22 protein-coding genes and 1 pseudogene are annotated in these 26,242 nt (G+C 40.1%); 17 read left to right on the forward strand and 6 right to left on the reverse strand.

Annotation, left to right across the window (positions count from 1 at the left end; all coding sequences use genetic code 11):
• The first annotated feature begins 54 nt into the window (after window positions 1-54).
• Genes AC5WOC_RS01270 through iolE form a run of 8 tightly spaced genes read left to right on the forward strand, consistent with a single transcriptional unit; the run spans window position 55 to window position 10,778 of the window.
• Complete coding sequence (locus AC5WOC_RS01270) at window positions 55-2,736, forward strand: glycoside hydrolase family 38 N-terminal domain-containing protein (protein WP_496053591.1); 2,682 nt, start codon at window positions 55-57, stop codon at window positions 2,734-2,736.
• Entirely contained in the window at window positions 2,733-3,740 is a 1,008-nt protein-coding gene (gene iolG / locus AC5WOC_RS01275; protein ID WP_496053592.1) for an inositol 2-dehydrogenase, read from the forward strand. Before AC5WOC_RS01270 ends, iolG begins: the two co-directional genes overlap by 4 nt.
• 25 nt (window positions 3,741-3,765) lie before the next feature.
• Entirely contained in the window at window positions 3,766-5,634 is a 1,869-nt protein-coding gene (gene iolD / locus AC5WOC_RS01280; RefSeq protein WP_496054138.1) for a 3D-(3,5/4)-trihydroxycyclohexane-1,2-dione acylhydrolase (decyclizing), read from the forward strand.
• 42 nt (window positions 5,635-5,676) lie between these two features.
• The gene (gene iolB, locus AC5WOC_RS01285) at window positions 5,677-6,501 is read left to right on the forward strand and encodes a 5-deoxy-glucuronate isomerase (RefSeq protein WP_496053593.1); all 825 of its coding nucleotides are present in this window, start codon (window positions 5,677-5,679) and stop codon (window positions 6,499-6,501) included.
• On the forward strand, window positions 6,498-7,502 hold the full coding sequence (iolC, locus tag AC5WOC_RS01290; RefSeq protein WP_496053594.1) for a 5-dehydro-2-deoxygluconokinase: 1,005 nt from the start codon (window positions 6,498-6,500) through the stop codon (window positions 7,500-7,502). Before iolB ends, iolC begins: the two co-directional genes overlap by 4 nt.
• Window positions 7,499-8,950: a CoA-acylating methylmalonate-semialdehyde dehydrogenase gene (locus AC5WOC_RS01295; protein WP_496053595.1), complete on the forward strand. Its 1,452-nt coding sequence runs from the start codon at window positions 7,499-7,501 to the stop codon at window positions 8,948-8,950. The genes iolC and AC5WOC_RS01295 overlap by 4 nt, the downstream gene beginning before the upstream one ends.
• Complete coding sequence (gene fba / locus AC5WOC_RS01300; protein ID WP_496053596.1) at window positions 8,944-9,834, forward strand: class II fructose-1,6-bisphosphate aldolase; 891 nt, start codon at window positions 8,944-8,946, stop codon at window positions 9,832-9,834. The genes AC5WOC_RS01295 and fba overlap by 7 nt, the downstream gene beginning before the upstream one ends.
• A gap of 17 nt (window positions 9,835-9,851) precedes the next feature.
• Window positions 9,852-10,778 carry a myo-inosose-2 dehydratase gene (iolE, locus tag AC5WOC_RS01305; protein ID WP_496053597.1) on the forward strand — a complete coding sequence of 309 codons (927 nt, stop codon included), beginning with the start codon at window positions 9,852-9,854 and terminating at the stop codon, window positions 10,776-10,778.
• A 754-nt stretch (window positions 10,779-11,532) separates the two neighbouring features.
• On the opposite strand, the gene AC5WOC_RS01310 is transcribed toward iolE, so the two are convergent.
• Window positions 11,533-12,915, reverse strand: coding sequence for a TcaA 3rd/4th domain-containing protein (locus tag AC5WOC_RS01310; protein WP_496053598.1), 1,383 nt, complete (start codon window positions 12,913-12,915; stop codon window positions 11,533-11,535).
• A 153-nt stretch (window positions 12,916-13,068) separates the two neighbouring features.
• Between AC5WOC_RS01310 and AC5WOC_RS01315 the strand changes: the two genes are divergently transcribed.
• Complete coding sequence (locus AC5WOC_RS01315; RefSeq protein ID WP_496053599.1) at window positions 13,069-13,530, forward strand: hypothetical protein; 462 nt, start codon at window positions 13,069-13,071, stop codon at window positions 13,528-13,530.
• A gap of 508 nt (window positions 13,531-14,038) precedes the next feature.
• A complete protein-coding gene (locus AC5WOC_RS01320; protein ID WP_496054139.1) occupies window positions 14,039-14,494 on the forward strand; it encodes a phage tail tube protein in 456 nt (151 codons plus the stop codon).
• A gap of 246 nt (window positions 14,495-14,740) precedes the next feature.
• Here the strand turns inward: AC5WOC_RS01320 and AC5WOC_RS01325 are convergent, their stop codons facing one another.
• The 4 genes from AC5WOC_RS01325 to AC5WOC_RS01340 form a co-directional block, all read right to left on the reverse strand.
• On the reverse strand, window positions 14,741-15,340 hold the full coding sequence (locus AC5WOC_RS01325; RefSeq protein WP_496053600.1) for an NAD(P)H-dependent oxidoreductase: 600 nt from the start codon (window positions 15,338-15,340) through the stop codon (window positions 14,741-14,743).
• 19 nt (window positions 15,341-15,359) lie between these two features.
• Window positions 15,360-15,785 carry an SRPBCC family protein gene (locus tag AC5WOC_RS01330; RefSeq protein ID WP_496053601.1) on the reverse strand — a complete coding sequence of 142 codons (426 nt, stop codon included), beginning with the start codon at window positions 15,783-15,785 and terminating at the stop codon, window positions 15,360-15,362.
• Window positions 15,786-15,853: 68 nt separating this feature from the next.
• Window positions 15,854-16,504 carry a TetR/AcrR family transcriptional regulator gene (locus tag AC5WOC_RS01335; RefSeq protein WP_496053602.1) on the reverse strand — a complete coding sequence of 217 codons (651 nt, stop codon included), beginning with the start codon at window positions 16,502-16,504 and terminating at the stop codon, window positions 15,854-15,856.
• A gap of 591 nt (window positions 16,505-17,095) precedes the next feature.
• Window positions 17,096-17,599 carry a hypothetical protein gene (locus AC5WOC_RS01340; RefSeq protein WP_496053603.1) on the reverse strand — a complete coding sequence of 168 codons (504 nt, stop codon included), beginning with the start codon at window positions 17,597-17,599 and terminating at the stop codon, window positions 17,096-17,098.
• Window positions 17,600-17,946: 347 nt separating this feature from the next.
• On the opposite strand from AC5WOC_RS01340, the gene AC5WOC_RS01345 reads away from it, so the two are divergent.
• The 4 genes and pseudogenes from AC5WOC_RS01345 to AC5WOC_RS01360 form a co-directional block, all read left to right on the forward strand.
• Entirely contained in the window at window positions 17,947-18,582 is a 636-nt protein-coding gene (locus tag AC5WOC_RS01345; protein WP_496053604.1) for a S1 family peptidase, read from the forward strand.
• 511 nt (window positions 18,583-19,093) lie between these two features.
• Window positions 19,094-20,185, forward strand: a complete 1,092-nt coding sequence (locus AC5WOC_RS01350) for a nitric oxide synthase oxygenase (protein WP_496053605.1) — start codon at window positions 19,094-19,096, stop codon at window positions 20,183-20,185.
• Window positions 20,186-20,377: 192 nt separating this feature from the next.
• Entirely contained in the window at window positions 20,378-20,842 is a 465-nt protein-coding gene (locus AC5WOC_RS01355) for a DUF4158 domain-containing protein (protein WP_496053606.1), read from the forward strand.
• Between the two features lie 200 nt (window positions 20,843-21,042).
• Window positions 21,043-22,449, forward strand: a pseudogene (locus tag AC5WOC_RS01360) (Tn3 family transposase); the annotation flags it as partial.
• A 174-nt stretch (window positions 22,450-22,623) separates the two neighbouring features.
• Here the strand turns inward: AC5WOC_RS01360 and AC5WOC_RS01365 are convergent.
• Window positions 22,624-22,902, reverse strand: coding sequence for a hypothetical protein (locus tag AC5WOC_RS01365; RefSeq protein WP_496053607.1), 279 nt, complete (start codon window positions 22,900-22,902; stop codon window positions 22,624-22,626).
• A gap of 309 nt (window positions 22,903-23,211) precedes the next feature.
• Between AC5WOC_RS01365 and AC5WOC_RS01370 the strand changes: the two genes are divergently transcribed.
• The 3 genes from AC5WOC_RS01370 (at window position 23,212) to AC5WOC_RS01380 (ending at window position 26,086) form a co-directional block, all read left to right on the forward strand.
• Window positions 23,212-23,466 carry a hypothetical protein gene (locus tag AC5WOC_RS01370; protein WP_496053608.1) on the forward strand — a complete coding sequence of 85 codons (255 nt, stop codon included), beginning with the start codon at window positions 23,212-23,214 and terminating at the stop codon, window positions 23,464-23,466.
• A 232-nt stretch (window positions 23,467-23,698) separates the two neighbouring features.
• A complete protein-coding gene (map, locus tag AC5WOC_RS01375; RefSeq protein ID WP_496053609.1) occupies window positions 23,699-24,445 on the forward strand; it encodes a type I methionyl aminopeptidase in 747 nt (248 codons plus the stop codon).
• A gap of 708 nt (window positions 24,446-25,153) precedes the next feature.
• Window positions 25,154-26,086, forward strand: a complete 933-nt coding sequence (locus tag AC5WOC_RS01380) for a DMT family transporter (protein WP_496053610.1) — start codon at window positions 25,154-25,156, stop codon at window positions 26,084-26,086.
• The last annotated feature ends 156 nt before the right edge of the window (window positions 26,087-26,242 follow it).

Here is a 26,242-nt window from a genome sequence, read left to right on the forward strand (position 1 = left end):
TAAACGGTGCATGGGATTCTATGCACTGTTCTCTTTTGAAGTGAGGCGATCAGTTTGAAACGGTTACACTTGATTAATCATACCCATTGGGATCGAGAATGGCATAAGACCTTCGAAGAATTTCGTGTACGTCTTGTATATGTAATGGATCAATTACTTGATCTGTTGGAAACAAAGGAGGACTTTTTATTTTTTACTTTTGATGGACAAACGGTTATTTTAGAAGATTATTTACAAGTTCGCCCAGAAAACGAAGGTCGATTGAAAAAATTAATTGCGGATAAAAGAATTTTCGTTGGTCCTTGGTATACACAACCAGATGAATTTTTAGTCAGTGGTGAGTCCATTATCCGTAACTTGCAGATTGGAACAGAAATGGCTGAACGATTTGGGTACTCGATGAAAGTAGGCTATTTGCCGGATTCCTTTGGGCAAGCTGCTCAAATTCCACAAATCTTGGCGCAAATGGGACTAGAGCGAGTGATTATTTGGCGCGGGGTTTCATGGGAGGATACACCTGATACGCTATTTATGTGGGAATCACCAAACGGCACAAAAATATTGACCCTTCATCTGCCACTGGGATATGGCTATAATCGATATCTTCCCTTTGACGATGATCAAGCGGAAGCTCATCTGTTAGAAACGACAGAAAAAATAGCGGCACGGTTTCCAGGTGAGGATATTTTGCTGATGAGTGGTTCTGATCATGCAGCTCCTCATCCAATGATGACAAAACTGGTAAAAGAGATAAATGCGAGATGGGAAAAAGAGAAGAAAGAGTTTCGAGTAGAGTTTAGTCATCCGGAAAAAGTGTTTGAGGCGATTGCACAAGAACCAAAAAAATATGATTTGCTCAGGGGTGAATTACGGAATCCCAAAGATATGAGGATCCATGCAGGTATTACTTCATCACGGATGGATATTAAAGCCAAAAATAAACAAACAGAAGTGAAATTAGAGAAAGTAGTAGAGCCAATTAAAACATTTGAATACTTATTGGCCAATCAATATTCAAATCAATACTTGTTTGGTGGACGGGATGCGAATGGACAAATTCAGCAGGCTTGGAAATATTTATTGCAAAATCATTCGCACGATAGTATCTGTTCTTGCTGTATAGATGGAGTTCATCAGGATATCCTGTCTCGTTTTGATAAGATCGACCAAATTAGCAAGGCGTTATTGCGAACAACAACAAAATTCATGGAGGCCAATTTGGATGCTTCCAATTTAAAAGGAAAACCGATTCTCGTATACAACACACTTCCTGCGAAGCGAACGGATACGGTTGAGCTGCGTGTCTATACCGAAAAGGGAGAGTTTCAGTTATATGATCCATCAGGCAATGAGATACCGTTTGAAGTAGTGAGTGTACGAGACTTTGACCTAGCCTCTTTAAGTATCAATATGGCGATGAAAGGCTCACGTATTTGGGTGAAAGAGAGTGTCATTCTAATCTCAGCTAAGATCATGCCAGCTGGTGGATATGCAGTTTTACAAGCAATCGAAGGGCAGTCATCTTCTTTATCCATCAACAGTCATCTAAAACGTTTAGAAAAGGGCATGGAAAATGAATTTCTTGCTGTTTCAATTGCAGATAACGGTACTCTTGTCATAACAGATAAGCAAACAAACAAAACCATCTCTAACCTATTGCTGTTTGAAGATCATGGGGATGCTGGAGATGAGTATAATTTTTCTCCGCTTGATCAAGACCAAGTCGTCACAACAGCAAATAATCAAGCGTCTATTCAATTGATTCGCGATGGTAAATTAGAGATTGTGTATCAAATTGATCATCAACTGGAGTTACCTGCACATCTTACGAGTACAAATACTCGGAGTGAGAAAAAACTCCCTTTTACAATTCGTTCATTCGTTTCCTTAAAAGAGGGGATGAAACAAGTAGACGTTAAGACTACGATTCTTAATCAGTCTGAAAATCACCGGCTGCGAGTTCTTTTTCCAACGGGAGTAGCAGCATCTCAATCTCATGCTGAAGATCATTTTGGCGTTCTCTCTCGTTCCAATCAATTAGATTTTCCAGATACATGGAAAGAAGAAGGCTATAACGAAAAACCACTTCCCATTTACCCGCAGCAATCATTTGTGGATCTAAATGATGGGAATACGGGATTAGCTGTTTTTAATAATGGTTTACCAGAATACGAAATTATCAATGATTCTACCATCGCTCTTACCTTGCTGCGCTCGGTGGGACATGTGGGAAAACCAAATTTAGCAATCCGTCCCGGCAGGGTGAGTGGGATTGAATTATCGGCACCTGCTGCGCAAATGAAAGGGAGTTTCATTTGTTCCTATGCCATTTATCCTCATCAAGGAAACTATGATGAGGGGAATGTTGTTTCACAAGCGCATCAATTTATCAATCCAACTGTTTCCGAGCAAATGATGGAACCATCCGAAGGTGGAAAACTTCCATTAACGCAGTCTTTTGTAAAAGTGGATGGAGATAATCTCGTGTTAAGTGCTTTCAAGAAAGCAGACAGAGATGACAATATCATTATTCGAATATACAACAGCGGACGACAATCCAGCCGAGTTGGACGTTTAATAGTTGATGCAACGAAGGTAACGGTAGTCAATCTTCGCGAAGAAGAGACAGGTCAAGAATTAGAAAAACAAGAGGATCAATTTTTGTTACCTCGTTTACATTCTTCGGAGTTTCTAACACTTAAAGTTCATGTGGAAAGAAAGGGATCATCCAAATGAAAAAAGTGACGATTGGAGTGATAGGTGCAGGTCGTATCGGCCGTTTGCATGCTGAGAATCTCCAGACTTTTTCGGATGTAGAAGTGAAGAGTGTATCGGACTTATTTGCTGCAAGTGTGCAGGAATGGGCAAATGAAATAGGGATTTCTATGGTTACCGACGACTATCATCACATACTAGCAGATCCACACATTGATGCCGTGCTGATTTGCTCCCCGACGGATACCCATCCACAAATATTGATGGAAGCAGCGAAAGCTGGCAAACATATTTTTTGTGAAAAACCAGTAAGTTTTTCCTTGATTGAATCAGAGAGAGCTTTACAAAGAGCTTCTGAGTTCGGAATTAAACTGCAAGTTGGATTTAATCGACGTTTTGATCACAATTTTCAGCGTGCTCGAGCCATGGTGGAAGCAAATGAAATTGGAGCACCTCATCTCATCAAAATTACATCTCGTGATCCCGAGCCGCCTTCCAGTGATTATATTGCACATTCTGGCGGAATGTTTATGGACATGTCGATCCATGATTTTGATATAGCTCGCTATCTTGCTGGAAGTGAAGTAGTGGAAGTCTATGTCCAAGGAGCGACTCTGATAAATTCTGTTTTTGCTGAGTATGATGACGTAGATACTGCTATCATTTCGCTTAAATTTGCCAATGGTGCGCTTGGAGTGATCGATAACAGTCGCAAAGCAGTATACGGATATGATCAACGAGTAGAAATTTTTGGTTCAGACGGATGTATTCGGATTGAAAATGATTATCCCAATACCGCTCAGCTTCTTACATCAAAGGGTGTATATCAAGATAAACCAAAATTTTTCTTTTTGGAACGCTATCGTGAGGCTTACATTGAAGAATTGCGCCAATTCATTAGAGCTATCCAAGAAGATCAAGCCGTATTAGTAGATGGCTCTGATGCTTGGCATGCAGAGGTAATTGCCCATGCTGCGAAACAATCGTTACGAGAAGGAAAACCTGTATCCATCGGTAGTAAATAATGCTTTTTGGATCGGAGAGGAAGATATGCAAGAGACAGTTAGTTTGACAATGGCACAAGCACTGCTTCGTTTTTTAGATCAGCAATATGTTTCATTAGACAGTGTGGAGTATAAATTTGTACACGGTGTGATGGGGATATTTGGGCATGGAAATGTGACAGGGATCGGAGAGGCATTGGAGAATGACTCCTATAACTTGCCTTTTATCCAAGGGAAAAATGAACAAGGAATGGTTCATGCTGCAACTGCATTTGCGAAACAATCGAATCGTTTAGGGATTTATGCTTGTACCTCTTCTATTGGACCAGGTGCTCTAAACATGGTGACAGGAGCAGCAACGGCAACAGTGAATCGGATACCTGTATTGCTGCTGCCAGGTGATCACTTTGCTTCACGTCATCCAGACCCAGTGCTGCAGCAAGTAGAAGATCCCACAAATTATACGATAGCCGCAACGGATGCGTTTCGTTCCGTTAGCCGTTATTGGGACCGCATCGAACGGCCGGAACAATTAATTCGTGCAGCTCAGCAAGCGATAAGGGTTTTAACGGATATGGAAAATACGGGTGCAGTGACCTTGGCTTTGCCACAAGATGTACAGGGTGAAGCATATGACTACCCATTATCCTTTTTCCAAAAACAAGTTCATGTGATGGAACGAAGATCGATGACAACTGTTGCAGCGGAGGGTGCATTGGATTTATTTCGCCACAAAAAACGACCGCTGATTATCGCAGGCGGCGGCGTTCACTATTCTCTGGCAACTAGTGAATTAAGCCAGTTTGCAGCGCATTTTGGCATACCAGTTGCAGAGACACAGGCGGGGAAAAGTTCATTAGCCGCTGATCATCCTTTTTATGTAGGGGCAATTGGGGTGACTGGTTCTTCAGCAGCCAATAAACTTGCTAAAAAAGCAGATCTCATTATCGGAATCGGAACACGTTATTCCGACTTTACTACTGCCTCCAAAACTGCATTTGCTAACCCGGAAGCGGAGTTTCTCAACATAAATATCAACCGGGCAGATGCTTTGAAATTAAATGGAAAACCAGTTGTGGCAGATATAAAAGAATCATTGATTTATTTGCATAAAAAACTAGATGACTTAGGCTATCAGACTGCCTATAAGGATCAAGAAATCCAAGAATTACAACGAAAATGGAATCAAGAAGTGGATCGATTGTATTCCATGGAAGTACCAGAGGGATTATCTCAGACTCGTGTCTTAGGTGAATTAAATCGCTTGTTATCTCCTAAGGATGTAGTTGTTTGTGCAGCAGGAAGCCTCCCTGGCGATTTTCATCGTCTCTGGAGGAGCTATGAGCCAAAAACATATCATTTGGAATATGGTTTTTCTTGCATGGGTTACGAAGTTAGTGGTGCTTTTGGTGTGAAATTAGCAGAACCTTCACGAGAAGTATTTGCTGTAGTAGGGGATGGCAGCTTTTTGATGCTTCATTCCGAACTTTTGACAAGTATTCAAGAAAATAAAAAGATAAATATCGTTCTTTTGGATAACCATGGCTTTCAATGTATTCATAATTTACAACGTGAACACGGAAGTGCAGGATTCGGCAACGAGTTTCGAAAACGATCAGAAGTGACAAGACAACTGACCGGAGAAATATTGAATGTGGATTTTGCTCAATATGCAGCAGCGCTAGGAGCTCGAACATTTCGGGTGCAAAATTTGGGAGAACTTCATCAAGCAATGCAGGAAGCACGAAAAGAAGAGCGTTCTACACTGATAGAAGTAAAGGTTTTACCTGGAACAAATTCAGATGGGTATGATGCTTGGTGGCAAGTAGGGGTAGCGGAAGTATCAAATAATGTTAAAGTGCAGCAATCATATGCAGAAACAGAAGCTGCAATTCAACAAGCGAGAAAGCTGTAAGATGAAAACAGAGACAGTTAGGAAAAAAGGGAGGGGAGAGACATGTCGAATTTGATTATTCCCAGTACGTCTCCTGATAAAAATGGGAAGACCGTAGCCATTTCCCCAGCTTTAGCAAATTGGAAATATATAGGTTTTGAAGTGTACACACTGCGGTCTGGAGAAAAAATACAACAGATATCAGGAAATCAGGAGTTTTGCTTTGTTCTTCTAAGTGGTCAAGCCCATGTGTCGACCCGCGCATTTCAATGGAGGAATATAGGGAAGCGAGCCACTCCTTTTGAAAGAATACCTCCGTTTTCTATTTATTTAACAACAAATGATCAAATTGAAATAGAGGCAATCACTTCGCTTGAAGTAGCGGTTTGCTATGCTCCAGGGAAAGGAACTTTTGCCACTCGATTAATCCCTCCAGAGGAAGTTGGCATAGAAGTACGGGGATCTGGAAATACAGAGCGATTGATTCATAATATTTTACCTGAAGGAGAAAAAGCAGATTCTTTATTAGTCGTTGAGGTATTTACACCAGAAGGGAACTGGTCGAGTTATCCACCTCATAAGCACGATGAGGATAAGCTGCCAGAAGAATCTTATTTGGAAGAAACCTATTATCATCGTATCTCATCTAAAAATGGGTTTGCTGTCCAACGCGTATATTCAGATGATCGTACGCTTAATGAGACATTAACTGTTTCTGATCGAGACGTTGTACTTGTTCCAAGAGGTTATCACCCTGTATCTGCTCCTCCAGGGTATGATCTTTACTATTTGAATGTAATGGCAGGACCAGTTCGAACATGGAAGTTTAAAAATGATCCGGATCATCAGTGGTTGTTAGAGCGAGGAAAAGAGGTGGATCATCAATGAACTATCTGACTTTTAAAGATGATACAGCTATAGATTTTATTGGATTAGGCAGATTGGCGATTGATTTAAATGCAAATGAAATCAATCGCCCAATGGAAAAAACAATCACGTTTACCAAATATGTTGGTGGCTCCCCTGCAAATATTACGATCGGTTTATCTCGCTTGGGAGTGAAAACAGGTTTTATAGGAAAAATCGCTGATGATCAGATGGGGCGTTTTATTCGTGAGTATTTGAACCATAATCACATTGATCATTCTAGAGTAGTGACGGATTATACTGGAGCTGTTACAGGACTTGCTTTTACCGAGATCAAAAGCCCGGAAAATTGCAGTATTTTGATGTATCGAGATAATGTGGCAGATTTGCGATTAGCCCCGTCTGAAGTGGATGAGAACTATATCAAACAAGCGAAAATTTTGCTTATTTCCGGTACTGCACTCGCTGCAAGTCCTTCTAGAGAAGCAGTGTTTTTGGCAGTGGAGTACGCCAAAAAACACCGTACAATGGTCGTTTTTGATCTGGATTATCGTCCATATACTTGGAAATCAACGATCGAAACAGGAATTTATTATCGTTTGATTGCGGAAAAAAGCGATTTGATTCTAGGGACACGAGAAGAGTTTGATCAGATGGAGACAGTTGTGGATCAAACAGCAACAGATGAACAAACAGCCTCTCATTGGTTTGAACATCAGGCAAAAATAGTGATTATCAAACATGGAAAATCAGGATCTATTGCCTATACACCTGATGGTGTCAAACATCAAGGGAGATCCTTTCCTGCTAAGGTGATCAAAACCTTTGGTGCAGGCGATTCATATGCAGCTGGACTCTTATTTGGACTCCTTTCTGGCTGGGAGTTGACCGTTAGTATGAATTTTGGGAGTGCCGCAGCAGCGATCGTCGTATCAAGTCATAGTTCTTCCGATGCAATGCCAACCGAAAAACAAGTAAAAAATTATATCCAAAAGTATGCAGCAGAGGAGATGAGCAAATGACTACAGTGGAAAAATTAAAAAATTGGATTGGTGGGAAATGGCAAGCATCTACCTCCGATCAATCAGAAGTAGTCCCTAATCCAGCTACGGGCGAGACAATTGCTTATGTCCCATTGTCGAATCGCCAAGACTTAGACGTTGCTGTAGCTGCAGCCAAACAGACATTTGTGAGTTGGAGTCGAGTACCAGTTCCAAGACGAGCTCGAATTCTATTTCGTTATCAACAATTGTTGGTTGTCCATTGGGATGAATTAGCACGATTGATTACCCAAGAAAATGGAAAAAGTTACAAAGAAGCTTATGGAGAAGTACAACGCGGCATTGAGTGTGTCGAGTTTGCAGCAGGTGCTCCTTCCTTGATGATGGGAAAACAATTGCCCGATATTGCAACAGGAATTGAGTCAGGGATGTATCGATATCCGGTTGGAGTTGTTGGAGGAATCACTCCATTTAACTTTCCAATGATGGTACCTTGCTGGATGTTTCCGTTGGCGATTGCTTGTGGGAACACATTTGTGCTCAAACCATCCGAGAGAACTCCATTACTAGCAAATCGCTTAGCTGAATTGTTTCACGAAGCAGGGTTACCAGCAGGGGTTTTGAATGTGGTGCATGGTGCACATGATGTCGTAAACGGACTACTCGAGCATGCCGATATAACGGCTATTTCCTTTGTAGGTTCGCAACCGGTTGCCAAATATGTTTACCAAACAGGTACAATGCATGGGAAACGAGTGCAAGCACTTGCAGGGGCAAAAAATCATACGATTGTAATGCCGGATGCTGATTTGGAACAAGCAGTTTCACAGATTATAGGGGCTGCATTTGGTTCTGCTGGAGAGCGTTGTATGGCATGTGCTGTTGTTGTTACAGTTGGCGGGATTGGTTCTGCTTTTAAAGCAAAACTAGTAGAAGCAACAGAGAAAATAGAGATTGGAAATGGTCTGGATGAACATGTTTTCTTAGGGCCTGTAATTCGAGATGGGCACAAAGAACGGACGATTTCTTATATAGAAACAGGAGAAAAAGAAGGTGCTTTTTTATTACGAGATGGCCGAAAAGATGCTGCATCGAATTTAGACGGCTATTTTGTTGGGCCAACGATTTTTACTGATGTGATGCCAGAGATGACAATCTGGAAAGAGGAAATTTTTGCGCCTGTTCTTTCCGTCATAGAAGTAGACACATTAGAAGAAGCGATTTCCTTAGCAAATAAATCGCTATTCGCCAATGGTGCTTGTATTTTCACTGATAGCGGACAAGCCGTTCGCCAATTTCGAGACACCATTGATGCTGGAATGCTTGGAGTAAACTTAGGTGTCCCTGCGCCTATGGCATTCTTTCCGTTTTCAGGGTGGAAAGATTCTTTTTATGGAGATCTTCATGCTAATGGAACCGACGGTGTAGAATTTTATACTAGGAAAAAGATGGTGACTGCCAGATGGTAATTCATACATCAAAGCATGATGGATTACTAACTTCGATGAAAGAAATGTTAAAAGATGCAAAAAACCATCGATATGCAGTTGGGCATTTTAACCTGACTAATCTGGAATTTACCCAAGCTATTCTCCGTGCTGCGGAGGAAGAACAAGCTCCTGTTATTCTTGGCGTAAGTGAGCCTTATATTCCTTATTTCGGCGGCTATCGAGTAGTTTCATCTCTTGTTTCTACATTGGTTACAGAGTTGAAGATAACTGTTCCAGTAGCTTTGCATTTGGATCATGGGACATCTTATGAAGCTTGTATACAAGCGATTCAAGCTGGTTTTTCTTCTGTTATGATTGATGCTTCCTCACGTTCATTGGAAGAAAATATAACGATTACATCTCAAGTGGTGGAAGCTGCTCATGCTGTAGGAGTGACAGTAGAAGCAGAACTTGGGAGAATTGGCGGCCAAGAAGATGATACTGTCCTTTCAGAAGCAGAGGCATCCTATGCAGTTCCCGCTCATTGTGAATTATTGGTACAGGCGACGAATATCGATTGTCTTGCTCCAGCATTAGGTTCGGTTCATGGTCCTTACAAAGGGGAACCAAAACTAGGGTTTACTCAGATGCAGGAAATCCAGCAATTAACAGGCGTCCCATTGGTCTTACATGGGGGTACGGGGATACCAGATTCAGATATACAAAGAGCTATTTCTTATGGAACCGCAAAAATAAATGTAAATGCTGATAATCAAATTGCTTGGACAAACGCCATTCGAAAAACGTTACAAAATAATACAGAAGTTTATGACCCTAGAAAATATCTTGTTCCAGCTCGGGATGCAATTCAACAAAATGTAATGCAGAAAATGCGCCAATTTGGATGTGCAGATAGAGTATAACAACTGAAGGTGAGAACATGAGACAACGAGAATATCCTTTTCAGATTGGAATACATCCTATCAATTGGATTGGTGAGGATGTTCGGGAACATGGAGAGCACTATCTCTATGAACAAGTACTAGATGAGATGAATGCTTTGGGCTTGAGAGGCACGGAAATGAGCCGTAAGTTTCCGACAGATCCGATTTTACTCCGCAAAGAACTACAAAAGCGTAATATACAATTGGTTAGTCAATGGAAATCAGTATGGTTTTCCAATTCTGATCCAGACGTTCGTAAACAAGAGCTTCAGGCTTATCGGGAACATGCTCAGTTTCTTCAACAGATGGGAAGCAAAGTGATCAGTACAGCAGAAATAGGTGGATCTCTTCATTGGGACCCAATTCGCAGTAAACAGGAGAAGAAAGTAGAAACGCTTACAGAAGAAAAATGGGAAGCACTGACTGCAGGATTAAATCAAGCTGGAGAGATTGCACGAGAACTTGGATTACAGTTAGCATATCATCATCATGGTGGCACCGTAATAGAGAAGGAGGCAGAAGTAGATCGGTTAATGGAAATGACCGATCCAGAGCTTGTTACGCTTCTTCTTGATACTGGACATGCCATTTATGGTGGAATTGATCCGATGGTTTTATATCAAAAATACCATGATCGGATCACTTACATTCATTTGAAAGATATCCGTCATGAATTATTGCTTCAATCCCAACAAGATGAAGCTGATTTCCTTACATGTATTCGTCGTGGAGTGTTCACAGTACCTGGAACAGGGGCATTTGATTTTGAACCACTGATTCGACAATTGATCGCAGATAAGTATTCAGGTTGGTTGATGATTGAAGGAGAACAGGATTCACTTATTTATCCGCCTGTTAAATATGCACAACTGTCGTTAGCTTACTTAAAAAATCTGTTTTCGAGATGTTTGAACGAAGTTTAATATCTATCAGTCTTTCGACAAAAGTTTGTTGGTTTGTACATTTAGCCATTACACCAGTAGAACCAGATTGGTTTTAACCTAGTCGATGATAAATGGTATAAAAATTATAAAATGAACGCATCTAGTCAATGGCTTTGATGCGTTCATCCTTTCGTAAGTTTTATCGTTTTGCTGAATCCCTTATTGAATTAGCTAAATCCTATGATCGAGATGCGAAAAGGATTAGAATGGAACATAACGATTCTATTGATTAATGTAATGGACAAGTGCCTGTTGATTTTTATTGCTTTTTATCTTTACGTTTCACTATAAACATTTTTGACTAATCATGTACTCCTAAATGGCATAGAATCGACAACCATGTCACGAACGCAAGTTGGCGAATAAATGGAAAAATGACTTGAGTCCAAATAACACCTCAAGTCATTTTTATATGGGTAACACCAGCGTAGCTGTCACTAGTGCGTCAGATTTTCAAACAATAGGATTAGTATTTTGTACTATACATCTCTAACCTTTTACAAAACAAAATGCATATCTTGTATGTTAAGGGTAACAATAATTCTGATCGGTTTCGTGCCGGTCCAAAGTATATATATTCTGACTTGGCTAATCCGAGTCCTAAGAAAAAGGCCACTCTTTGAGTGGTCTTTTTGATTCAATTTTAAAAATTTCCATTTCAAGATAGAATCAACACCATGACCTGCCGTGACAGGGGTTTTCGTTTTCTTTCAGTCTCAGTCCATCGTAGCAATCATTCGAATTTGGTGATAACAGCCTCTGAATTTCCTTCGAATTCTCCCCAATCAATTTTCTCATTTTTTATAGACCACCTCTTTTTTGTTTCATCATAAACGAGTCGAAAACCACCGTGATGAGTTTCTGTTTCTCCATTCACCTCGTATTGGAAATAAGCCTTTAACATAAACATAAGATAAGGGTCGTAAAAGGCAGGTTCTTCTATCTCGGGTTTTGAATTTTTAAAATCGATTCCTGTTTCTATTAACTTTTCATTTTTATCTTGACTAATATCCAAACAAGTAAAATCAACGTTTCCAGAAACAAGTGTGACGTGATCATCATCACGGTTATCTTCTATTTTTGACTGTACGCATTGTTTGGCGAATTCATTAAAAAATTTGGTCAGTTGTTTTCGCAACTGCGGATCTGCCTTTGGTTGAAATTCCATTGATTCAGACCCTTCTTTTACTTGCTGTGTATCGCTTTTCATTTTCCCCCAGGGAAATGTCCATTCTGCATGAACTTTAGATCCAACATTGGTCGTGATAACAAGATAATCATCTGTAGTATCGGTATCAACGGGTTTATCGTTGATATAAATTTTTGCATCATAATTTTTTAGAGATAAATTGATTGAGATATCTTCACTTGGCACAGCGTTTGTGTATTTTGAAGTTTCAGTTTCTGTCCCTGTGCTTGTATTAGTGTAATGAATTACTCCACCAATCACACTTATAAGCAAAACACAAAACAAAGTCAGTTTCGTCCAACCAGCTGTACGATACCCATTTCTATGTAACTTTCTATGTAACCACATTTGCATGATATAGAAAATCGCAACACAGAACGCCGTTCCGACGCCAGCAATAATTCCAATAAGAATCAGGGAGAGAATTCGTCCAAATAAACCTAGAGATCGAAAAAATAACTTACTGATAACACTTTCTGTTGTTCGCTGGAAATCATGTGAACTCGGCGAGGTGTATTGATGCGTAAGCGGTTTTTGCTGTTCGCCGCCATTATTTTCTACATAGCGCTCTACAAACCAAGAACCAAGACGAGATGCCTGCCTCAGCAGTATACTCGCTTCTTCGCTCGTACCTTCTCCTAGATGTGCTGCTCGATTGCCTGCTTTACGGATATTGTGGAATATCTTCAATATTTCTTCTGATAATAGTTGTGTTTCCTCTAGTTTACTTAGTTTATCTACTTGATTCTCCATCTCTAGAGGATTGATTCCCTCTAAATGGAGAATCTCATCTGTCATTTTTTCTGCAAATAAACGCAGTTTAAATAGTGCCACACTAGGATCACTGGTCACGTATTGTTCTGCTTCCTGTCCAAATTTACCAAGCGACTGCCATCTGCCTGTCAATCGATCAAAATTACTGTTCATATTATTCACCGTTCGTGTTGTTCACCGCCTACATGTTGATCTTAGGAATATTTACAAATAATCTTAATAATACCACATTTGATTGGCACTGCTATTCTTTCAAAAATGCATATCCTATGTACTTTGGTAACAATAATTCTGATCAGTTTCGAATTGGTCCAAAGGTTATATTCTAGGAATCTAGCAACCATCAGGAAAGAGATAAAAGATTCTATTATAGAAAAGCTAGAAGGGGCGAGATTAGATATATTATCTGCTGTCGCTTCTATTGTTTATGGAGATCAAGCGGATGTAGGGGACATTGATAATATGCCTGTGGTTTGGTTGTTACCTTCTCCACATCAGCCAGATTTGATAAGCGGCCACACTGCAATACATGACTTTCTTTTCAATTTCATTGTTATGATCCATGAATTTGATAATGAAACAGGAAAAGACTTAGCCGAGGATTTAGCCGCAAAGGTTTATGATGTTATCATTTCTGATCGAACTTTAAACAACAAAGTATATGATGTACGCCCACAAATCTTTGATCCATCGTATGAAGCTGTACAGAACAGTAACATCTATTGGGCATCATGCGAATTTGCATTCAGAATTCAAAGGAGGGAATAGATCGACTTTAGTTCTATTATTTAGAATAGACATGTTTCCTCAAGAGTAGGAGTCCCTCTATCATGGAGAAGGTTGAGAAGGACGGCAGGGTTGTGAGGTCATCTTCACAGATGCCAACCTTGACGTTTGGATTAATGATTGGGCGAACGATAATGAAGTAATTGATACTAATGGTATCAATTACTTCGCTTTGGCTTTTCGTATCCTGATAAGCACAACATCTCTGTAGGACAGGCTAAGAATGGTGAGCCTTGGGATTACAGGGGCGGTTGGGTTCGTCCTGGACAGTCCAAGAACTTCAGTGGAGTGAAGGTAACTAACCAGTGCCGTCTTCCGTATATTCTTCATGAGACTGGTAGAACTTCAACACTCTATCTATCAGTTGGTTCTGAAAAGAGCCAGTCTGCACATGATCATCTGTGCAGACCTCAATCGAATATAAATCATATCAAATAGATCCAATGACTAGTAGAGATACTGGTCATTTTTTATTGAGAGGGGTTTTATTATAGGAGTTACTAGATATCTAGCAGCAGAAGAAACAACCTTTGGTACTGCTGCTACCGCAGTAGAAACCATTGATCCAGCAAGTGCGGAACTTGATCCAAGTGGAGATCAAGTTTTAATTTATGAAGGAATTTTACGTCAAGACAGAACAGTAGCAGCCGGACAATACACAAGTGAAGGAAGTATTGAAACACCATTCGATCTGGAAGCGTTCCCTTGGTTCTTGAAATGGGCGTTAGGTGGACATTCCGTAACAGGAACAGAAGCACCGTATGCACACAGCTTCTTCCCACAAGATTCAGCATTGATGAAATCCTTTACGGCTAGAGTGGGGAAAGATGTGTTCGAGCATATATTCAGTGGTTGTGTAGTGGATACCTTAACGATTGAACTGGATGATGATTTCCTGACAGGGAGCATAAGCAGACCAAAAAGGTTCATTGAATTCGAATCCTAGCTTTACTCAGGGAACCATATATGCCCCTCATCAAGTAACTGCAAGTATTTCCGGCGTTGATGAATCAGCGTTTATTGAAAACTTTTCTATCAAGATGGAAGCGGACCTATTGAATTTACGGTTACAAATACTGTTGCAACTTATTAAGGGGGGGACTGGGGAGATACATGTGAAAACAGGACTAACCTAAGAATATTTACCAATAGCATAGAAAGACCTACAACCGTTGGGCTAATAGGGTAAAAATCACTTTTGAACTGTCTTCATTTTTTGTTGCATCTCATCTAGCATTCGTTGCTGTACAATGCGAGAATCAAGTTCAGGGTTCAAAATATGCTGGATGTATTGCTTGGCACTGATATCGATCTGTTCATCCGTTACTTGATTCGCGTCATAGAGTTTGAAATATGGAAGTATTCTCATACCTATTTGGTTGGCAAAAGCTTGCAAAGGGCGAGTTAGTTCGCTGATGGTATAACCAACCATTCCTCCAGCTTGGTAAGATGTTTCTACACCACCAATGGAGATGGCAAGTACAAGTTCTTTGCCTGCTACTGCTTTGCCTCCAGAACGAAACAGCCATGTAGTTGTGAAAACTTCATCCAACCATTGTTTTAGTAGAGGTGGAATGCTGTACCATTGAAATGGAAATTGAAGGATAATACGTTCATGTTCTGCTAGTAATGTTTGCTCATGTGCGATGTCAATTGTTTTCTCAGGATATTCAGCGTATAAATCATGTACTGTTACTTTGTCGGGATGTTGGTTCAATTCTGCCATCCAACGTTTATTGACGCGAGATTGTTGTACATTTGGGTGAGTGATGATGCCTAATATCTTTTTCAACTTTTCTGTAACTCTCCTCTTATTGATGATTATCATTCTTTACTTCATTCTCTATGGTTTGCTTTATCACTTGTGCTCCTCGATCAATACGCACTCGCATTTCAGGTTCTGTATTATCGGGTAGAAAATCAGAGATCCATACAAGTGTGCTTTTGTTATCACCCTCGGCAAAAACTTGAAAAGAAGCATGATGGTGGATTAAGGGTGGATTACTTCCTTCCACTACCGCATAAGCAAACCGATATGCTTCATCGTCGATAGAAACAATCCGTTCACGTACTACGCCTCCATGTGGAAAGATAAGAGTTCTATTATTACCGTCCAACTGGGTATCCAAAGTATATCCTGGCACGAATCGCCGATGTACCGATCCGACATCTCTCACTGCGTCCCATACTTGTTCAGGTTTTGCCTCGATTATGATTTCTTTACGAATAGTAGCCAATTATTTCTCCTCCTTATAATCAATCATATTTTTGATTGATATAATAGTCAATCAAAAACTAAAAATTATTACGGCTTTAATAGCGAGATGGATGATTCGACCACTTGATCCAAATACTTTTTTAACTTCTTTTTCAAATCTTCTTTCACTATTCCTTGTGTGATAAGTTCTTGCTGAATGTGATCTATATAATTCATTCCTTGGGATATGGACCCCCAAAATTGCATAGCTATCAAATTTGCATCTCCCTTTTGAATGGTACCCTGTACAATTCCTTTTTCAATAGCTTGTGTCATCGGAGATGTAAAACTATTTACCCACTCGAATGGAGAAAGCTCATCTGGCTTGTATAAATGATGTAAATCTAATCCAATTCGCATGTAAAACCGTGGTGTGATGGGATTTTCTATAATACGCTCACAAAAGAATTGTGCATAACTTTTAAACAATGCAAACACGGATATTTCTTGCTCGAAATGAGCTTTCGTGAAACGATTGAACTCCTCCATCATATATTCATATAGTTCATGGAACAAAGTCTTCTTATTTTTGAAATAGTAGTAAACTAGCCCATGTGCTAGTCCAGCCTGATCAGCAATAGCACTCATTTCAGAAGCAGAGTAGCCTTTATGGACATAAACATGGATCGCTGCCTGTAAAATTTCTTTTCTTCGTTGATTTCGAATTTCTTCATATTGTTCTTTGGAACGAGGGGACATTTCAGTTTATTCTCCTTTCTATTGACTATGATTTTAGTCAAAAAAGTAGGGAAAAACAACCTACTAGTATTCCATTTGCTCTATATTGGCTGTGCAAGTATTTTTTTATTAAGTATACCTTTTGGTGTGATGGAATTTAATACACAAAAAAGTATGGAAGACATATCACCAATTTTTGAAAGGGGGCTACTATCAGAAGGCGGGACACCAGCTCAGCCAGAGCTGGTGTCCCATGAGCCCTGTTATACAGTTGGACTCAATGATTGATCACTAGATCGGCGATCTCCTCTCCGTTGTATGCGTGTTTGAGAGGCCCACGAACTCGCGTACCTCTTGAGGCATCGGTTTCCCATTTTCTCAGTAGAACCCGAGAGCCTTTGAAGCCACATCGAGCAGACCGGTTTCGCTGAACCGATTCGTCTTCAGGATGACCATGAAAGGTTCATCCTTGTAGGTGCCATCGACGGACCAGACGCTCATGAAAAGCCTTTCCTAGCGATTGGATGATCATCACCACTGTATTATAGTTAATCCCAAAGTAAATAACAGAAGGCGTTTGCTGGGTTCTAGGCCTGATAGTATCATTCTCATCTAATTAAAATCCTCTTCTTTAATAAGTCTAGACACGAAATATAATTTATCTGCGTTTTGGAAAGATTCATTTAATGCCAATTGACATGCCACCTCATATTTATAAACATCCTTTTCAACTAGATGCGGTTCCTCATTCTGAAAAATCATATATGTCCCTTCATTGGACTCGTAAACTCTATTGAATCTAGGAATGGTGCGTATTTTATTATTAATATCCGGATTATACTGTTCTAGGTTATCTTCATCCCATTGTTTGATAATCTCCCCCCTTTTGATAACACACAATTTCTGGAACAAATATAATTGCAAACCACGAATATAATCTGTCTGACCCAAATATGGTTTTAGAAATTCTTTGATATCAATTGTTGCATGAGTAAACCAATCGCTGTCCCATTTTTTGTAAATACAAAATTGAGGCAATGGAGCTCTTGTATCGAACACATCAAGCTTCTTTCCTTGGAAATATCGAATCCACTGTGTTTTCTCATTTTCTTTCAATGATTCTCTCTCCTTATGTTTGTCTATAAATCAGATCCCCATATACCTTACTTGTATAAACCCATATTCAACAAAGCGTTCTTTTGGTTATCTACACATTAAAGTGAGTAATTGGTTCAAATAGATCTCCTAGTAGGCCTAGAACTAGCATCCGGCGACTGAGAGGTAACCGAACCACATAATGGATTACCCTGCGGTTTGTGATCGTTTCTTTGAATACACAAAATCTTATAACAAGTGATACACACTTGCTTTATTTGGAAGACTGGGCATCGGGAAAAAATAGCCAATTTGGTATAAAATAAAGAACACTAAGTTGCATACAACTTCTCTCCATAAGGATTAACGTGGAAACCAAGAAGATTATTCCATTCACTCCTGATTTTGATCGCCGTAAGAAGGTTAAGGGTGACCCTCGAGTTTGCGAGATTCTCGTAGATCTGGGAAAAGGGTTCTCAAGTTTTGGAGCTGGTACAGGGCTTTTCCTTGATCCAATAACAGTGCTTACATCTGGTCACACACTCAAGGACGCTAAGAAGGTATATGTTCGAACTTCATCAGGTGTCCTTTATCAAGCCAATGGATATTGCTTCCATAAGGAATATGTCAATCCTGATAAAGACTTTGGACTTATCACCCTGCCCGTCAAGGCTACTTCCAAGTTCTTTGAGCTTGCTTGTTTTCAGAATAGGAACCTTCATTTGGAAATGGTAGGTTATCCATTGGACAAGCCAGAGCAAGAGCTCTATGGTCTGACCACCGATGTAGTCAGTAGTTCTGAGGGAGTGTTTTGTGATTCCTATATTTACCTTGGCATGTCAGGAGGTCCATGCTTTTCCAAGAACAAGGCATATAGCATGATTCAAGGCGCATCTGGAGATCCTCTACCAGGTAACATTCTGGCTGTTCGTAAAGCGATCATTACGCCAGTCACACCCACGATGATCAATTGGATCGAGGAGAAAATGCATTCCAAGAGGTAGCTGGAAATAGAGTTATCTCTAAACGGGCTGTTTTCCATTTATGTAGGAGAACAGCCCGACTAATATGACTGAATAAACCCAGACTCTCATTCACTAAGAAGTATTTTTTTACGCTAGATTGATGGCTTCCTAATTGAACAGAAGTCATCTTTTTTTATTTGGCCCAGTGACCAATGGAGAGATCGAACTCTAGTCTAGTCTTGTTACGAAGTGGGGTATGGAGTTTTTTGCTGATAATCCCAATGATCCTGAAACACGACAGAGTGCCACAATTGTTGAAAGCTCTGTTTTCTGAGAATTCAACTGTTTTCCCCCTAGTGGGAAAAACGACTGAATGAGTGTTTTATTTGACAAACATGAAAAACCCAGGTCGCCGTATTATCGTGATCCCTATAACGTTGATCATTGTAACGAAAAATACAATTTTCTACATTTTATGTATCCATTGTTTTAAGTACCATAGAGAATATGTAAGAAAGTTTCCAGCTCTGTTCTAGACTAGGAGGACACCATGACAGAAAACATGGTATTACAAGAAGCAGAAAACTTCATTCTAACCTGTTATCAAGAACTAGGAAAAAGCAGCAAAACTGCACATCAACGAATAGAAGATATAAAAAAAGAAGTTACCGTGTCAGACTTCTATCATCATACATATGAAGAATTAGTTTATGGAGCCCAAATGGCTTGGCGTAACTCCAATCGATGTATTGGAAGATTGTTTTGGAACCGACTTCATGTCTTTGATGCTAGAGATAAATTTACCATTGAAGATGTGTCAAATGCTCTTTTTGAACACATCTCTTTTGCTACCAATAACGGGGAAATCCAACCTACTATCACCATTTTTCCAGCAGAACAAAATGAATTTCAACCTGTGCGTATCTGGAATCAACAACTCCTACGCTATGCAGGGTATGAAACTGCACATGGAGTGGTAGGTGACCCTTCTTCCCTATCTTTTACAAAGGCATGTCTGGACCTAGGATGGAAGGGGGAAGGGACAGCTTTTGATATCCTCCCACTTGTCATCCAAATCAATGGTGATAATCCTGTTTATATCCCAATTCCTCAGGAGTTAGTATGTGAGGTTCTTATTCATCACTCTTCTTATCCCAAGATAAGTGAGCTAGAGATAAAATGGTATGCTGTTCCCATCATTTCTGATATGCGTTTAGAAATCGGTGGAATTAACTATGTGGCAGCACCTTTTAACGGTTGGTATATGGGAACAGAGATCGGAGCTAGAAATTTAGCAGACGAAGATAGGTATAATTTGCTTCCAGCAGTTGCGGACATCATAGGGCTAAATCGCGAAAGCAATGCAACCCTCTGGAAAGATCGCGCATTGGTGGAGTTAAATATCGCTGTGTTAGATTCCTTTAAAAAAACGGGTGTCAGCATCATAGACCACCACACTGCAGCACAGCAGTTTAAAACGTTTGAACGAACAGAACAAAAAAATGGGCGAGATATTACAGGAGAATGGGCTTGGTTAATTCCTCCTATGTCACCTGCAACAACGCATATTTTTCATAAACCATACAAAAATAGCATCCTAAAGCCAAACTATTTTTACCAAGAACGACCTTACGAGGGATAAGAAAAGTGACTGTGTGATGTGCACCCCCAAAAGTTAAACTCAAAAATCTAACTTAGATACCTAGAACCAGTTGAAGTAGGAGCCAAACGCCAGTAGCGCATCAATTCTCCCCAAACCATGTCTAATATCCATTTGCTGGACGAATTACACTTCGTCGGGCGTTTGCTGGTTTTAGGCCGATAAGGGGGAAATATGACTGAAAGCAATCAAAAACGTTTAAGAATTCTGAGCGAGGATGATTTCAAAGAGATTTTTGGTAGGCCGAACTTTACATATGAAGATCGTTGCTATTATTTTTCGCTTTCGCAACCCGAGAAAGAGTTGCTGCAAAGACTGCATTCTGTCAAGTCTAAGGCTTATTTAGTTTTGCAACTTGGTTACTTCAAGGCCAAACACCTATTTTTTACATTTGACCTCTACGAAGTGAAGGAAGACTTACAACACATTTTGAAGCAACATTTCAATAACAGAAAAATGGCTGATTTGAGTTGGAAACACATTGATCAGTTAGCTCGTCAATTTAAGCGGTCTCTTCGCTCTATATTTTTGATGGTTGACTTTGCAGCTCCTTCTCCTCATGATCCGCTGATCGAAGCGGTTCATTTAATGAAGAGAGCTTTTAAGAAGAATAAGCCATTAGGACAATATCCTTTTTGAAAAGGAACTTGAAACTCGTATTATAGAGGTAAACCAGCGTATTGAATCTGGAGAAAATAAACATATTTAAGTCAAAAAACGTGGTTCACATAGCCGTTGGACACTCCCCTATACTCGTGACAATGAGTCAACGAATCATTTATTTTTCGAGACACTAAAGCTATTGAGATTAGAAGTGTTTTGCATTATGTGAATCAACATTGTCAGTTCTTTTAGATGCAGAAGAAAAAATCGCCGAGTTACAACAAGAGATGCATGAAAAGCTAACGATGCTAGATCAAGGACTCCCCAAAAACAAAAAGAAATCCATTACCGACTATAAAGGCGGATGGATTTCTGTTGCGGATTACGACATACGAGGCGAACCCAAACGGTTAGCTTATCTCAAAAAAGAGATTGTGAACCGATGGTGGATGATTAATCTCATTGATATATTAAAAGAAACAGACTTACGAATAGGTTTTACTAATCTCTTTCAAACCTTGGCTACCTATGAGTGATTGGATCGAAAAACCATTCAAAAACGGTTGCTTCTTTGTCTGTATGGATTAGGAACCAACACAGGATTGAAACGGGTCTCCTCTGGCAATTTAGATGTAACTTATAAAGACCTGCTGTATATCAAGCGAAAATACATCTACAAAGTAGTTTAAAAGCAGCAAACGAATTATTAGTAAATGCCATCTTAGCTGATCGCCAAGAAGAGATTTGGGGAAAAGAACGACTTGTGCATCCGATTCTACATATGATCAAAATTTACGAACACAATGGTTTCCGCGTCATCGCGGATCCGGAATCTCTGTGTATTGGCATGTGGAAGAAAAATCGATGTGTGTCCATTCATCTGTCAACACACCCAATTCATCTGAAGTCATCGCCATGCTCCATGGATTGTTAACCCATAACACCAATAATGAAATAGACAAGACTTTGTGGACATACATGGACAAAGTGAAGTAGGTTTTGCCTTTTGCTATTTACTAAGGTTCAAACTCATGCCACGACTGAAAAATATTCATTCTAAGAAACTGTACAAACCTAAAACTGGAGTGCAATATCCCCATTTGCAGCCGGTTCTCGTACAAAAGCCCATTGACTGGGATCTCATTCGCAGGCAGTATGATGAAATGGTAAAATATGCAACCGCCTTACGATTATACTAGCAGACACCGAGTCCATCCTGAAGCAATTTTCGAAAACACCTCCCATCCTACCTATAAAGCCTTACAGGAGTTAGGGAAAGTTTTAAAAACGATCTTTTTATACGAATACCTTCATGTGGAAGAAGTGCGTATCGAAATCCATGCTGGACAAAATGTCGTGGAAAATTGGCATTCAGGCAGTGACTTTATCTTTTATGGAAAAGGGGGAGAAATCCAAAAAAATCAACCTTAAGAACAGGAAATTGCCATCCTAAGTCTCCACTTACTGTAAAATTGCTTGGTCTATATCAACACGCTTAAAATCCAACATTGCAAGAAAAAGAATGGGCGGACAAAATGCCATCAGAAGATTATCGAGCTCTCACTCCTCCTATTTACAACCACATCAATCCGTATGGTGAATTCCGTATGGATCTCGATCAGCGTTTAGCTTTATTGACCTAATAAAATGAACCATCCCTTTTTTGATCGGTTCATTTTTCATTATATGGTTACGTTACCCCTTAGTCGCCGGATGCTGGTTCTACCCCCTGTAGGGTAGAGTACCAGAGAACATGTCATTACTCGCAAAGAGGAAAGTACCCAAAAAAGAAAGAGGTTTATAAAAAGCCCCTTTCTTTAATGTTTCTTATCATGCCTATGCTTACAATAATACTTAATCTTTTCCTTGCCTTTATGCTTATAAACTTTAATCTTAAGTTTATCGCAGTCATTATTGGAAGGTTTTACTTCTTCCGGTATGTAATCAGTATAAGTGGTTAGGTCCTGTTCTGTTTCTACGTATAGATCTGGATCTGACTGAGCAGATGCACCGTTACCTGTAGGAATAGCAATCATAGAAATAGAAAGACAGGCAACTGTGCTAAATACAATCAATCGATTTTTCCATTTTTCCATTTGTAAAGCCCTCCATTAATTCAGATGTTTTCTAATTATGGGATAATTTTAACAATATAAACTAATTCTATGTTTGTACTTATTATGTATTTTGTGGGTCATGATCGTTCTGGTATTATCCCAAAGCTGAAAAAATAGATTTAACTGGTTGTCAAAAGTGATTTCATGAATTCAGTCTATCAAAGTGTATAGGTTGGCAGCAATGTACATGCTATATAAACCACAGAAACCAGATAAGAAAGGAGGAAGTTATGAAAAACAATAATTCTTCAAAAGTTATCGTTCGTTCTGCATCTGGATGTATTGGATATGAAAGAATTTCGTTCTCTCTTGCTTGCTTATCCCGGAACGTATGAGGAATATAAGAAGAAGTATCCCAAAGGATCAAGTATGGAAACCATTATTCGAGTTCTACAAGATGTGGCAAAATCATACGATGTAATCGGCTTAGGCATCACTGAACATTTCCCTTGGGATGCATATTTTCTGCAGAACATGTTGTCCCGCTTACCATTGATTGGTGATATCAATAATAAAGAACGTCCATCATATAATACGCTTTAAAATTCTCTTTAATAAGTGTATTTTTGCTGGGAAAAGTAGGTTGTTTTCTTCTTGAAATCCGACATTATCAAATAAATTAACTGTATTCAAGGGTTTCTGTGCATACTTATAGGATTAAAAATTGTCTCTAGTCAAAAAAACATATTTAAGTTCTCTAAGGGACATGAAACTCTTTTTCAAGTATACTGGAATGAAATGTGGATTAGATTGCAAATACTGGAGGTTTAAAAACTTGACCATCGAATCAGAACATGATCTCATCGCCCTGCAGAAGATTGGCCGTATCGTCGCAATGGCCCGTGAAGAGATGCTGTCTTCTGTCCGGGCGGGAGTCACAACGGCAGAGCTCGACCGTATCGGAAAAAGGGTACTGGATGAACACGGAGCTATCTCCGCACCTGCTATCACCTACGGTTTTCCGGGAACAACTTGTATCTCCGTGAATGAGGTGGCTGCGCATGGCATTCCAGGCCCTCGGATACTGGAGGAAGGGGATGTCGTTAATATTGATGTGTCGGCGGAGCTGGGAGGATATTATGCTGATACTGGGGCAACGATAGTGGTAGGAACTGGTTCGCTGCACAAGGAAAAGCTGTGTCAGAGCTCGCTTCGCGCATTGCATCAAGGAATTCAGAATGCTAGGGCGGGTGCAAAGATCAGCGGCATCGGACGGGCGATTCACAATGAAGCCCGCAAGGACGGTTTCACCGTGATCCACAATTTGTCTGGGCACGGCATTGGCCGCGAACTGCATGAGATGCCGGATAACATTCTGAATTACTATGATCCGCGGGACACTAGGCTGCTCACGAACGGACTGGTGCTTGCGGTGGAAACCTTCGTATCGGACGGCGCAGAATTTGTAGAAGAGAGTGCTGACGGTTGGGGGCTGCTGCTACCGGACGATCACTACGTCGCACAGTTTGAGCACACGATTGTCATTACCAAAGATAAGCCGCTCATTTTAACAGAGGTGTAATGTCACCTCGGATCTTAATCAAATGAAAAAACAGCTGCCTTCCATTCAATGGCAGCCATTCATATACAGAACGAAAATTGAATTCTCTGTTCGTGATAGCGATATTTATGGGTTTGTCACCGCATTTGCGCAGGAAACCATCCAATGGATGTGTTAGGTGGGGTAGTGATAGAAACGCTGCCAAGTTTATTTACACTCTAGCTTGACAAAAAGCTTATCGATCTCCAATTCTCGTGCGAAGGAACAAATTTGCATAGTATGTACCCCCAACATAAATGGGACTATTGTTATATGAGTTTTTCTACACTTTCATGCGAATAGAATATATAGCAAAACTCAAAAATAGAGTGAAAACTAGAATACAGGATAAGGCTACTTCTTTTATCCAAACATGTGCTTGATTTGTTTGAGAACTCAACCTAGGAAAAGACATCAAGGGAAGTAACCACTTCGAAATTCGTTAGTGTACTACTCTGTTTCTAGTGAATTAGCATCCGTGCTATTATTTTCTATCGAATATTGAAAAAGCTTCATATGAAAGGAAATTACAGTTTATGTGTATCTCAGAGTAGTCGTTGATTGCAGAAAATGAGAAAGAATGATATCTTGCATCTTAATAGCTAGGAAAAATCTTTCCCTTACCCTCCCTTTTGACTACATAAATAAGAAGGGTTGAGATAAAAAATCACAAAAAGACGGGGGAGTATCATGAAACTGGAAGATCGTTCGAAGGCAATCGGCTTTCCATTGGTTATTTCTATCATTGCCATATCTTTCTCAGCAATTTTCGTCAAATGGTCGGCGGCACCGGTAACAATTTTGAGTATGTATCGCATGTGGTTTGCCTTTATTCTGTTGATGCCGATCGTTTGGATGCATCGATCTGAATTCCGGAAAGTAACCAGAAAAGATTGGTTCTCTTTGTTTTTCTCGGGTTTGTTTTTAGGCATTCACTTCGCACTTTGGTTTGGTTCTCTCCAATTGACGACCGTAGCTAGTTCCACCATCATTCTAGCCTTGCAACCCATTGTCGCCTTAGTGGGCGGTTTTTTTCTATATGGAGAGCGGACAACGGCATCAGCGTTGATGACAATGGGGATCGCTGTGATTGGCGCCGTGATGGTTGGCTGGGGAGATTTTGGATTGAGCGGAAAAGCAATTTTCGGCGATATCCTCTCTTTCCTCAGTGTCGTGGCCGTTGTCTGTTACTTGATGATTGGGCAAAGAACTGTCAAAAAAGTGTCTCACTGGATTTACAGCTTTTGCGTTTTTTTCTTCGCATCACTGGCGTTGACCGTTTATAACATTGGTATGGGGGTCTCTCTCGGCGGATATGCCGCGAAGGAATGGGGGATCTTTCTTTTGCTGGCGGTCGTTCCCACCATCTCTCATGTGATTTTTAATTGGCTCTTAAACTATGTGAACGCGACGACGATCTCGATGAGCATTTTGGGTGAACCCGTGGGAGCATCAGCGTTGGCGGCCATTTTATTGGGAGAGCTCATCGCAGGTTGGCAGATTATAGGAGGTATTCTCGTTTTGATCGGGGTCTTTTTGTTTTTGTTTCAACAACAGAAACGCCGTCTCCATGGAGAAGGTTACGAAGGCCAACATTCCAATGGAAAGATCAGCCAAGTTTAGGGCCTGTTCCGGATGTCTAGTTAAGCTGAATTTCCATCTCTATAAGCATAAACTATCCATTTTTAAGTAAACTTGCATTTTCTACTGCATTTCACTTGAGTTTCAGAAAAATTACTTCTTATAACATTTCGAGCGAGAAAACCCACGGTTTAACTC

The sequence above is a fragment of the Shimazuella sp. NTD247 genome (genome assembly GCF_059510415.1).